Origin of the sequence: Corynebacterium gottingense (assembly GCF_002285125.1) — a bacterium.
Taxonomy (GTDB): domain Bacteria; phylum Actinomycetota; class Actinomycetes; order Mycobacteriales; family Mycobacteriaceae; genus Corynebacterium; species Corynebacterium gottingense.
In genome coordinates, this window is the sequence record NZ_NSGN01000003.1 from 30,802 (window position 1) to 43,156 (window position 12,355).

Consider the following 12,355-nt stretch of genomic DNA (forward strand, 5'->3'; position numbering starts at 1 on the left):
TTTTATTCCACACAGCGGCGGGCTAGGCCGCTTTTGGCTGCGGAGCGGGTTCCGGGGCGGGTTCGCGGACCAGCTTGCCGTTCGCGTCGTAGCTGTACTCATTACCGCCATACTTGAGGTACACGACCGTGGCGATAATGAAGATGACAATCATGGCGATGTCTGCGTAGGTCTCGATGCTCATGGTCGTGCTCTTTTCGACTCGAAGTAGCTCGTGCGGCGGAAAAGTACTGGTCCTTTCCTACTCCCCAGCGTAGACCTGTTATGAGTCTTTCCCCAGGGCACGGGGTGTTGGATATGTCTCACCGCGCAGCACAAAGCCCCTCACCGGCATCACTGCTGGTGAGGGGCTAAAAAGTGGTAGCGGGGGCAGGATTCGAACCTACGAACTCTGGGTTATTCGTATCCAGTTCGATACCCTGGCAAGTTAGCCCCGCTGAGCTGGTCTTTTAATAGGGGCAGGAACCCTAGGGAACTCTAGGGAACCCTATGCCTCCCGCATCTATAGGGACGCTTATAGGGACGATTTGAAGCTGGCAAAAGCACCCCACTAGACCGCAATGTCGGGGTCATCGGCGGACGGCTCTTCCTCAGTCACGACGGTAAGTCGCGGCTGAGGCGCCTGGGTGTCTCCATCCGGCTCAGCGGCATCGTCGGCGTCCGTTTGGGACTGCAGCGCACCGCGCATCAGATCCACCGCTGTCATGTCCGTGTAGTAGCGGATATTGACCTCCTGCGAGTGGCCGAAGTACGCAGCGCGTACTTCGAGCGGGATGAAGGGGGCAGTCAAGGTGTTGAGGGTGGCACGCCAGGAGTGCGACGTCATCTGCGCCAATTTCGGCATGTTGAGCACCTTGGCCATGTCCTTGAAAAGCTTGGTGGCAGCTTTACTGGCCGCGTTGGAGTCCCACACCTTTGTCGGATCAGCTGGCGCACCGACGATCAAGTCATCTGGATTGCTAGAGCGCGCAAGCTTGGTGATGTATTCCTCGATACGAGGGTTGACCAAGGGGACGTTTCGGCCTCGATGCGTTTTGGATTTCTCTGGGCTAACTGGGGCAAGCATGTGATTGTCTGCATCGACCGCCATATCGCTAAAACGCAGCTCCACGACTTCACCGATGCGAAGTCCGATACCAGCTTGGATGAGTGCTGCGCGCACGATGTTTTGGTGCAGTCTAATTGACGAACCGCGCCTGTCGGTTCCCGGTGGCAGCGGCACTGTCGTGTCGCGCTCAAGCAAGTGGTCCACCACTCGCTCGTACTCTTCTAGCGTCAGGGTGACGTCGCTGGACGAGCCCTTGGTGGTCTTCTTCACCTTCGGTAGATCGATGGACATGCCTGCCAACGGGTTGCCCTGAATGAGCTCATCACGACGAAGCGAACCGAGGATGTATTTCGATAGGACTGTACGACACTGACGTGCGGACTCGTGCCCGTGGGCGTAGGCAATGTCGATCAGCGCGCGCTCCATGGTTCGAAAACGCACAGCATCACTGATGCTGTAGCCGTCAAACGCGCTGCGTAGGTGCTTCAGCGACAAAGCATGGCGCTTGTACGTCTTCGGTTTGATGTGCTCGGATGCCAGTGCTTTCTCAAGCGCAGGCGAAACCACGTCATCGATGTAGCGGGTCATAGCCATCGTGCTCTCGACGGTGGAATGCTGGCTTTGCACCAGGGCTTCCCACCTTGCTTTCGCTTTGTCGCGAAGCGCACGATCTGAGCGTGTGGTCATCTCCGTCTTTTGCCGTGGGATTTTCTTGCCGTCAGGAAGCGTGCCTTGCCAACGGATGACCTTGACACCGCCTGGTTTCGTTTGCACTGCTGCGCGGTCAATTGAGTGCTCACCGGGCGCTAGCTTCGTGCGCGCTGCACCCTTTTTTGTTCTCTTTTTTATACTCATGAGACCCATTCTAGTTGTGTACTAGCGAGACAGTAAAGGGGTCGTTGTTGTTTTGTATCGGGAATCGCAGGGTAGCACAGGGAACCGTAAGGATGTATAGTCTCGTGTGAGCACAACGCTCAAGTGCCAGTGCGGGGACAACGAGGTGGCCACTCGCCCGCGCTCGATGTAGGAGCCGAGTTGCCGTGTGAGCACCAGCGGTTGGGTGTGAACGAGCACGGCAGAAGAGTAAAGCAACCGGTGCTGGGCACACAGTAGACGTACTGCCAGCGAGATGACGTGGGCACTCTTGGATCTACAGAGAGTGATTTTCCCATGTCAGAAGACGTGAAGACGCTGCGTGTTGCAGAGACAGAACCTATGTCAGTCTACGCCATGAGCACAGCAGACGCTGCGGCGTTTGTGGGCTTGAGCATGAAGACCTTGGCCAATTTGCGCTCTGAGGGCAGCGGCCCGCCGTTCACAAAAGTACGCGGCAAAGTGATCTACAGGACGCAAGACCTAGAAGACTGGATCGATAGCCACTACTGACACCTTGTAGTCGATACACAACAACACCCCCGACAAAGCCTCTGTCGGGGGTGTTGTTTTGGTCGCAGTGCACCCTACCGTGCTGAGGGCGGAAAGCGTCGCAGTGTTTGTTGGGCACTCGACACCCGGGCAGCGAGCTGCTTTGACCACTACCGCGAGCAGCGCGCACTTGCTGCAGCGAGTCCCGCGAAGGCAGTCCCTTGGACCCACAAAAGACAGCGTGCGGTTTTTCGCGAGAATCGGACGAACACATATCCCCTCCCTGACCAGGCGTGTTGCTAGACGTTCGTTTTCACCGGTTTTTTGGGCCGAACAGCCACAAAGGTGCCGTGAGCTGGGAAAATAGTGGCAAAAGTAGGCCGTGTTCGCCCGTTCGCACTTTTTTTCAAAACTTTTCTAAAGTTACTACTGGTCTATATGTATGCACAAAGTGTATTTGTGTACCTGCGGAAAAACGAACACACAAGCACATGTCCATTTACCAGCATAAATAGACGTGCGTGCGCGCACCCGCGGGCCGTACACTTCCTTGGTATACACCCGATACACTTTTGAATGTGTACGCGCCAGTCGGATGCTGTTCGCTTTCCAATGCCATGTTCGGCTTCTGTTTGAGCATCACCCCGGCGCACGTTGTTCCCCCGGTATCGGTACCCAAGGGCGCCATTGGGCCAGCTTGCAGCACGTTTACCCCTGCGAGCTGGTCCACACTGCGCCAGTGCGGGCGGGTACACAAGTACACATTTTGCCTCGCGCACACATCGAATGTGTACGGTGCATACACAAGACATACGCTGGGCATATATATGATGTACACCCTCCGGGTACACTTTTTACCCATTGTGTACCTCTGCAAAAAAGTGTACGATGTGGACATGACAAACAAGCATTACTGGAACACCGAAACGTCTCGATGCGTATCGATAATGCAGTACCTGACAAACCCGGCTACTGGACAACAGCTGTGGAGTGTAGAGGCTGTACAACGTGCGCTAGATCAAATAGGCGCGGACCGTTACGTCTTCATAGTCCACAAGCCTGGTACGCCAGAGGCACACATTCACTTGGTTGTAATGTTGCATCGCTCAAAACGTGCCCGTACTCGCTCGCAATGGGCAGAGATTTTCGGCGTGCCCGAGGAGAAGGTCTGGAAGCACGCTGGTGCAGAAAAGCACTTCTACCCTGCTATCGAGTACATGCTGCACGATGCACCGCAGCATGCGAACAAGGAGCCGTACACTCGTGAAGATCTTGTAACTTCGCCAGGGTGGGATTGGGAAACAGGCTATGAGCGGTACAAGCTTATGGGCAAGCCCAACGCGCCGCGAAGGCAATCCAACGACCCCTATGCGCGAGTGGCCCGAGGAGAGATCATGCCCAAGGAGGCGCTGCAGCTCGGCGCCAAGGTAGATGCAAAGCGCCTGCGCAGCGCGCGACACGCCTACCTTGTTACGCAGCGCCCACCTTCGTATCGCCTCGTGTTCTACCTGCAGGTTGAAGACAGCTTCGACGCGGCACCCTTCTGCAAAGCTGCAGCTCAGGTGCTGGCCGGCAGCGAGCAAGAGGTCTTCGACTTCCGTATCCCCGATTTCGATGTTTACGGCTGGGAGAGGGAGAAGGAGTTCGAAAAGGACACCTTGGAGGCTCTAAGCCGGTACGAGGGTGAGCGGCTGGTGATGCTGCGCGGTGTGGAGCATGGGACCCAATGGGGAGGTTTTAGCCTAGATGCGATCAGGAAAGCACTCGGTGGCAGCGAGCAGCTGGTCAGCTTCTTCAAGCGGCAACCCGATCAGTTCGATAACGCGCGGTTCGTCAAGACCTCGCAGGGTGAGACAGCGTTTCTACACGATACGTGCGTAGTAATGAGCGAGATGCCGTTAGAGCAGTTCAAAGCACAGCTGCTCCAAGAGTTCACCAAAGTGATCCAGGGCCATGATGATGCAAGCCGGGAGCTTGGGCGCACCTTCCCCATTTTGGTTGAGGTCGACACAGACAGTTTCAAGGTTTCCATCCTCGAAGAGGTCCTAGGCGATGATGCTCTGGGGTCAGGCTTCCGCGCTGGAAATCGTGTCCGGCAAAACTTGCGACAGGTGATGGAAGAGGCGAGCCACCACCCCAACAATGAGGTTGTCAAAGCCAGCGTGGAGCGCCTTGAGCACGAACAGCTTAAAGAGCTCACTGCAGCGGATGCTGCGGTCCGGGAGCGCATGACACCACGTGTGGCACCAGAGGACTTTTATGCCACATTCAGTCTGGAGGCCCAAGGCAACGCCGTAGAAGACCCTGAAATCATTGAGGCAGAGGTCGTAGAAGAGCCCCAAGAGACACAGCAGGCCCCAGAGACACTAGCAGTCGCTGAGAGACCTGCAGACCCGACGGAGGGCGCCACAGCGAGTGCTAATGCCGTTGCTCCAAAGCCAATCGAGCAACTACCTACAGCGCCATCAACACCGACGCCCCCAGCGGTGTTCAGTGATGACCTAGGGCCATCTGGAGACATAGACGAGAACGGGAAGTTCGTCACCCGAGACGATGACTCGAAGTTACTTGTAGCAAAGAAGGTAGCCCTTCTTCCTAGCGTCAAAGAGGTTAATACTCACTTACAACTCATTCTCCTTTCGATGTCCAAATGGAACAAGTATTCACCGGGAGATGATATCCATGAAACACAGAACCACTATTATCAAATATTAGAATACTGCAATCTCACAGATTCACTGTCGAATATGTGGAAGTTGTCCAGATGGGCGCCCTGTTGGAATACGTTTGAGAATCACAAGTTTAATGAGGTCAAAGGAGAATTGGCTAAATTTCAACATGCGAACCATGATGATCCACTAATCAAACGTAAGGTTTGGGAGATGTATGCATTATGGACTGGTGAATTAGAGAAATCTATCCCTGAACTTCGTGACACACCCCCGGATTTATTTAAGCCATTCTAGTTTCACATACGTTGTTCAAATGCAGACTATGCCATTGCCGTAATGGTAGCGAGACAGCAAGCAGCCCAAATCTGATGAAATTTCTCGAGATTTTTCATCGCTTTTCTCAACAATTTGTGGCAGTTTCACCACAAATTGTGGCAGATCTGCGATAACGGCACATTTACTGGTTGTCGTACATGCCCTGGGGCGACCAAATGTGGTCGGTGGCAAGCTCCATCGCCCCGCCAGGATCACCCCTGCACCACTAGCGCCCGGGGCGGGCGCGGTCGGTGCTCCAATGCCCACAAAGGGCCCAACACGAGTGCGCGCAGTGTTGGGCCCGACTGGGCCCGTTTAGGCGCTCACAGCGCCACCAAGCCCCCGACACGAACACATGCAGTGTCGGGGGCGCAGTGTGGCCTGTGGGTGCCCTCCGGCGTCAGCCGGTAGCCCCCTGCAAGGGCCCCGTGAGACAAATCCAGCGGAGCGCCGATTTGTCCTACGGGGCTATCACAATTTTTCTGCACTTGGGGGCAGGCTATGCCGGGGAGGACAAAACCGCAGCGCAGCAAGGTTTTGGCCAGGGACCCGGCATAGCCTGCGAGGGGTCCCCAAGTGCAGAAAAATTGGTTCAACGCCGCAGAGGCGTTGAAATGGGCCTGAAACAGCGCAAAACGCCTCCCCCAGGGCGTGGATTGCGAGTCGAGGCCGGTACAAAGCCGATTTCAGTCCGGAGCCAAAATCGGGGTTCAGGACCTGCGGGTTTAGAGGCCGATTTCAGTCCGATGGCTCTTTTCAACGTGAAAACGGCCCGAAAAAGGCCCCGCCTCGTGCCGCAAACAGCATCAAATATGCAGGTGACAGGCTTTTTACTCGGAAGGCACCACGTAATCCGGCTGCAATCGCGTGTTTCAAAACGCATTTCCCTAGGAACACGGGTAGACATCTCGCGGTCGTGGCCCCATGTGCAGCTGCACGTACTAGAGCCGCTTTTGCACATGTTTCTCCCCCGTCCCGATCTCATGTTTACAACGGTTACGCTGCGATATTCCGTTATTCTACCAAAACCACAAACTCACCTTTAGCAAATTTGTCCCGATTGGTTGTTGACAAGTGATTCTGGGGTAGTGTAGATTTCTTTTCATGAGTGGTGCGGCTCATGTTCAATTGAATTTTCACAGAACGGACCAGAACCATGAAACCAGATCACGCATCACGTACCGGCTTTCACGTCGAGCACCACGCATTCGGTGAGAGGGAGTCGAAAACAACCGGCCGAAAGGCCCTTCTCGATGAATGCATGCGCCACCTCGACCCCCAGTTGGTGGCGAAATACGCCGAGCGGAACGACTCCATCATTGCCGCAGAGACTGAGAAGAACCTTGCTTTCGTCAACGACGGTGACGGTAGCTTCAACCTCTGCATGGATTCCAGCGATGTTGTCCACTACGCAGAATGGCGCAATCTCCAAATAGATCGAGCGCCTCGTGATAATCAGAACGAATACTCGACGTTTATTGTTTACGCACCAATTTCGCTTCTGCGAGAAATACCGAACGTGTATTACCGACGTGACGAAAACGGCGACATAAAGTATGACGAAGATGGCGAGCCGTTAATGCGATCACGCTGGGTTGCAAAGGACCCAGAAGCTGTAAATCAATATTTCCAGGACGTGTTGGAATACTTCGGAATGGTATTGCCTGGGGGCCAGCAGGCGATACATGGATTTGCACTGAATTTCGATGAGTCACGCCCACACATACATATTTTCGCGGACAGTTTCGCCCCTTCTTCAAAATCTCCCGGAATGCTCCAATCGGCGTTTTCCAAAACATGGTCACAGCATCGCGATCTGCGTTATCCGGAGGATCACCCAAACGAGAACAAACGCGGAAAGGTAATTAGCGGTCGCGTCAAGGTTGCTGGTCTGCAGAAGCAGATGAAGGAGTTCATGCGCGACAAGGGCTACGACATTGAGATGGAAAACTCACCCCGTGCTGGCAGTGGGCTATCTAAGGATGAGTACATGGCCCTGCAGGAGGCATGGTCAGACATTGACCTCCACACAGAGCGCAATATGCAGCGCGAACGCGAGCTTGATTCCGCCTCTGCGGATCTGGAGGATTTCGGGGCCTCGCTGAAGACCAGGGCTGCTGACCTCGACAAGCGCGAGTCCAGCCTGCAAGCCCAATCGCAAAGCCTGCATGCACAGCAGCGCCAGGCAGCAATGGCGCTTGCCCTGTTGCTGCAGCTCATCGTCAAGCGTCAGCGCGAGTTTGAGGAAGAAAGCAAGGCCTACATGGCCAAACGCAAGGCACAGAACCGAAAGACCAGGGATCAAGCCCGAGAGACGGGGCACAAGAAAGGCTACGCAAGCGGGTACTACAAGGGCGTTAAGGATGGAAAGCCCGATGGCCACGCTATTGGCGAAGAAGAAGGCTTCTGGAGGGGCCGGGACGAGGGTTTTACAACCGGTTACGACGATGCCTACACAGATGCTTATGAGAGTGCTTACAACAGGGCGCACAAGTCGTACTCCAAGGCATTCCAGAAAGCCTCGAAAGAATTAGAGCAGCAGCGTAAGGCGTATATACGCGACTTCGAGAAGATCATCGAGGGGGTCCGCGATTACGCCGACCAGAAGCAAATTGAGGCCGAGACGAAGGTCTACCGTGATGAACTTGTGCGGCCCAAACGCCTGTCGTGGTCACCGGCACCGGAAGAACATGGCGTCGATCCGTACGCGCTGGAGCCAGACCCTGACGTCAACCGACCATCCGCCAGGGACATGGGTGAATAGGAGCGAAAATGCCTGCGCAATCCACTAAACTCCCTTGGGTGGTAACCCAAGGTGAAACGCGCCTTTCGCGCACGCAGATTCAGTCCAACCTGCAGGGCTTTGCCCACCGCTGGCACGAGATCCTCTCGAACACGGATGTGGTGCAAGCCAATGTCGAGCAGCAGTACGCCCAGCCGTTCTGGCAGGAGTTGTACTCGTGCTTCGGCATCGATGCCACTGTCACTGCGATCTACGAGCGATACGCCCAGAAGGCCTCTAGCCGTGGTCTGGGGCGCATTGACCTCTTCCAGCCCTCAGTGGTCATCGGTGAGGCCAAAAGCCCAGGTGTGCCGCTAGAGAAGGCCTATACCCAGGTGCTCGATTACCTCGCTGGCGGCTCTGTCACCCAAAGCGAGATGCCCCGCTACATCCTGTGCCACAACTTCGAGCACTTACGCGTCATCAGGCTCTCGGGCGAGAAGTTCGACGTGGAGTTCCCGCTGGCTGAGCTACCTGAGCATGTGGACTACCTCAAGTTCTTGGCGGGCTACGACACGGTCACCTACCAAGAGCAGGTCGAAGCCTCTGTCCAGGCATCGAAGCTCATGACCAATCTGTTCACCGCCATGGTGGGCGATGAGGTGGATGAGGAAGTTGGCGACGAAGCGCCCACAACGATGCAGGACGAGGACGTGGCTGTCTATGAAACGTCTTCCTTCCTGTCACGCATCCTGTTTTGCCTGTTCGCAGAGGATGCTGGCCTGTTCGAGGCGGGGATGTTCACCCGCTATGTCGAGGAAGAGTGCAACGCCGCCAACTTAGGCGCCCAGCTGCAAGCACTGTTTGCAGTGCTCAACACCCCTGTTGAGCGCAGGCGCAATGTGTCTGCGCTGCTGGCGGAATTCCCCTACGTCAACGGCCACCTGTTCGAAGACACCCTGCCGACGCAGTTTTTCAACGAGCAAATGTACGAGGCGTTGCGTGTGGCGACGCACTTTGACTGGTCGCGCATCTCACCTGCAATCTTTGGCTCCCTGTTCCAGCTGGTGAAATCCAAGGAAGCCCGTCGCTCAGATGGTGAGCACTACACGTCCGAGAAAAACATCCTCAAGGTGCTTGAGCCGCTGTTCTTGGACGAGTTCCGCGCCGAGGCTGACAGGCTGATTGCCCTGAAAGGCACTGCAAGTGCGAGGGTGAAGCAGCTGCGTGCTTTCCAGGACAGGTTGGCCTCCTACATCTTCTGTGACCCCGCGTGTGGTTCGGGCAACTTCTTGGTGGTCGCCTACCGTGAGCTGCGCAAAATCGAGACTGACGTGATCGTTGCGATCCGTGAGCTGCAGGGCCATGAAACTGCCGTGATGGACGTGGCGATGGAGCAGAAGCTCTCCATCGGCCAGTTCCATGGGTTCGAGCTGAATTGGTGGCCTGCACGCATCGCTGAGACAGCGATGTTCTTGGTGGACCACCAGGCCAACGTCGAGCTTGCCGCGCGTATCGGCATGGCGCCAGATCGCCTGCCTATCTCGATTTCGGCGCACATTCATCACGGCAATGCGCTGGCCATGGATTGGGCTGTGGCGCTGCCAGACGCGCCGATGACGTACCTGTTTGGTAACCCTCCGTTCATTGGTCAGTACACCAAGACTGATGAGCAGAAGGCCGACATGAAGCGTGTCTGGGGCAAGGACTACGACGGCTATTTGGACTACGTCACCGGTTGGCACGCGCAGTCGATGCAGGTACTCAAGCACCGCCAGGGCGAGTTTGCCTACGTGACAACGAACTCGATTACGCAAGGACAGCCGGTGCCTGCACTGTTTGGCCCCCTGCAGCGTGAAGGCTGGCGTATCAAATTCGCGCACCGAACCTTCGCGTGGGACTCTGAGGCACCGGGCAAGGCTGCTGTGCACTGCGTGATTGTGGGCTTCACCCGTAACCGTGGCATAAAGCAGCAGCTGTGGGATTACCCGCAGGTTAACGGGGACGCTTTGCCGGTGAGAGTGGAGACCGGGGTGAATGCTTACCTGGTGGATGGCGTTAATGTGATCGTGAGCAAGCGTTCAAAGCCACTCTCGACGGTTGTGAACAAGGCTGCTTATGGCTCGAAACCTGCAGACAACAACTTTCTAGCCCCCAAAGCTGGAGTGCCGCGCCCGCTAGCTGATGCGGTCGCGATGAAATACGTGCGTAAATTCATCGGGGCCAAGGAGCTAGTGCACAACACGGACAGGTGGTGCATCTGGACTGAGGATGACTTCGATCCCGCTGACATTGGCCGGTCCCCGGAGCTGCAAAATCGGATTGAAGGGTGCCGTAAATTCCGTGAGGGTAGCCCTGCCACCGGCGACGCCTACAAGTTGAGGCAGATGCCACACCGGTTCAGGCCAAACCCGAATCGCCCGCTCACCGATTATGTAGCAATCCCATGTCATGTCGGTGAACAACGCCTGTATTGGCTGGTACAGCACAACTCACCGGATGTGATCTGTGGCAATGCCAATTTTGTCTTGGCTGACCCCGACGGTCTGCAGTTTGGGCTCATCAGCTCGTCCATGTTCATCGAATGGCAGCGTACGATCGGTGGGCGTATCAAGTCTGACCTGCGGTTTAGCTCGACATTGACCTGGTACACCTTCCCGGTGCCGTCGCTGACTGATGACCAGCGCGAGCGCATCATTAAGGCCGGTAAGGGCGTACTTGAAGTGCGTGCACAGCACCCAGAGCGCTCGCTTGCTGACCACTACAACCCGTTGGCGATGGACCCAGAGTTGATCAAGGCGCATGACGCCCTCGACCGTGAGGTGGACAAGGCGTTTGGTGCACCGCGCAAGCTCACGACTGAGCGGCAGCGCCAGGAGCTGTTGTTCGAAAACTACGCTGCTCTGACGCGGGACGTGTAGGGCAAAACGAAACCCCGTGAGGTTGTTCCTCACGGGGTTACTGCTCTGACGTGCCTGGGGCTACGGGTTAGCGGTAGAACTTGAAGCCGTAGGCTGCGGCACCCTTACCGTCGTTTTCGCCACCCTCGAAGTAGATAGCGAAGCTGGATGCACCATTAAGTGGGAGGGTGACCTGGGTCTCCTGGCCCTTACGTAGCGTGTACTTACGGGACTCGGCACCGTTGAGGTAGATGATGGCCTCTACCTCTGCGTCATCGTTGACGTAGTGCAGTTCATCACGTGTGAGAGTGAAGGAAACAGCACTGTACTTCTTGTCGACGATGCATTCGATCCCAGATGGGGCGCCATCGCGGCCGGTCGACACAACTCCGTTCTTGAAGGTCTTGCCGTTGACGCCGACCTCAGCCGGGCTCAGCAGGTTCCAGGTCCTACCGCACAGGTCCCACATCGACTCTTCTTTCGGAGCAGCGTTGTCAATGCTGGGGCCTGGGTTCTGGGGTTTGTCACCCTCGGGAAGAGATGGGTTGATTGCCTGCACGATCATCACGATGACGGTGATGACCGCGACGATAGCGCCAGCGATTTGTGGAAGCAGGTTCTGCAGGTCACGCAGCAGGCGGTTGAGTTCTTGAGGGTTGGGCATTGCGCCGCTCCTTAGATCCAGTGAAATCTGTACACCGTCAGTAAACACACTGTCAGCAAGCTGTGCAAGCGTTATACCACCGCGTCAAAGACCCACACGCTCCCCACCCTCATGGTGGGAAGCACGTGGTAGTCCATCTCCAGATCGCGCAGCCACTGCTCGTAGTCAAAGTAGCGCTCCTGCTCGTCGGTCATGCCCTCGGTGGGCTTGAGCTCGCAGTATTGCTCCCAGCCAAAGTCGGCAAATGAGCCGTATTCGCCCTGGTAGGCCTGCATAAAGCGTGCTACCTCTGGCGGCTCGGATGCATCCATGACGTCGTAGCACCAGCGCATATACGCAGGCCACAGCGAATCATCGCTGAGTTCGACGTAGGCCCGACCCCACATGGCAGCGTCCATAGGCTGCATCTCGCCGCTTCGGGGCATGTTGTTGGTATCGAAGCACCACAGCTCGTCATGCGCGCTGTCTCGCTCGACCTGCGTGCGCAGCGTCGCTGGTAGGTAGTCGTGCAGGCTGTCGATGGTGATGTCCTCGGCATCCTCGGCGTCGATCCATTCACCGACTAAACGGCCGTCGTTGTAGCAGGCTAAACATCCCACCCAGACCTGTGGGCGGTTGGTGTTGTTGCTGGTCATAGTATCTTTCTCCTGTTGTCGTGCGGGGTGTGTG

The 12,355-nt window shown here is 56.2% G+C and carries 8 protein-coding genes; 4 read left to right on the top strand and 4 right to left on the bottom strand.

Translation table 11 applies throughout. The features are described 5' to 3' along the window. Positions 1-22: 22 nt before the first annotated feature. A complete protein-coding gene (locus tag CKJ82_RS11750) occupies positions 23-184 on the bottom strand; it encodes a hypothetical protein (protein WP_158221641.1) in 162 nt (53 codons plus the stop codon). 366 nt (positions 185-550) lie between these two features. After that, positions 551-1,903, bottom strand: a complete 1,353-nt coding sequence (locus CKJ82_RS03780) for a tyrosine-type recombinase/integrase (protein WP_165765371.1) — start codon at positions 1,901-1,903, stop codon at positions 551-553. 375 nt (positions 1,904-2,278) lie between these two features. Here CKJ82_RS03780 and CKJ82_RS12130 point away from each other — a divergent pair, with 375 nt between their 5' ends. From CKJ82_RS12130 to CKJ82_RS11990, 4 genes are all read left to right on the top strand, one after another. Further along, positions 2,279-2,434: a helix-turn-helix domain-containing protein gene (locus CKJ82_RS12130; protein WP_420838544.1), complete on the top strand. Its 156-nt coding sequence runs from the start codon at positions 2,279-2,281 to the stop codon at positions 2,432-2,434. A gap of 806 nt (positions 2,435-3,240) precedes the next feature. Next, positions 3,241-5,379: a hypothetical protein gene (locus CKJ82_RS03790; RefSeq protein ID WP_095537095.1), complete on the top strand. Its 2,139-nt coding sequence runs from the start codon at positions 3,241-3,243 to the stop codon at positions 5,377-5,379. Between the two features lie 1,177 nt (positions 5,380-6,556). Further along, positions 6,557-8,164, top strand: a complete 1,608-nt coding sequence (locus CKJ82_RS03795; RefSeq protein ID WP_133064007.1) for a FliH/SctL family protein — start codon at positions 6,557-6,559, stop codon at positions 8,162-8,164. 8 nt (positions 8,165-8,172) lie between these two features. Further along, positions 8,173-11,043: a DNA methyltransferase gene (locus tag CKJ82_RS11990; RefSeq protein WP_338063596.1), complete on the top strand. Its 2,871-nt coding sequence runs from the start codon at positions 8,173-8,175 to the stop codon at positions 11,041-11,043. 67 nt (positions 11,044-11,110) lie between these two features. On the opposite strand, the gene CKJ82_RS03805 is transcribed toward CKJ82_RS11990, so the two are convergent. Then, positions 11,111-11,686, bottom strand: coding sequence for a hypothetical protein (locus CKJ82_RS03805; RefSeq protein WP_095537097.1), 576 nt, complete (start codon positions 11,684-11,686; stop codon positions 11,111-11,113). Positions 11,687-11,757: 71 nt separating this feature from the next. Continuing rightward, positions 11,758-12,321, bottom strand: a complete 564-nt coding sequence (locus CKJ82_RS03810; protein ID WP_165765372.1) for an antirestriction protein ArdA — start codon at positions 12,319-12,321, stop codon at positions 11,758-11,760. Positions 12,322-12,355: the final 34 nt, after the last annotated feature.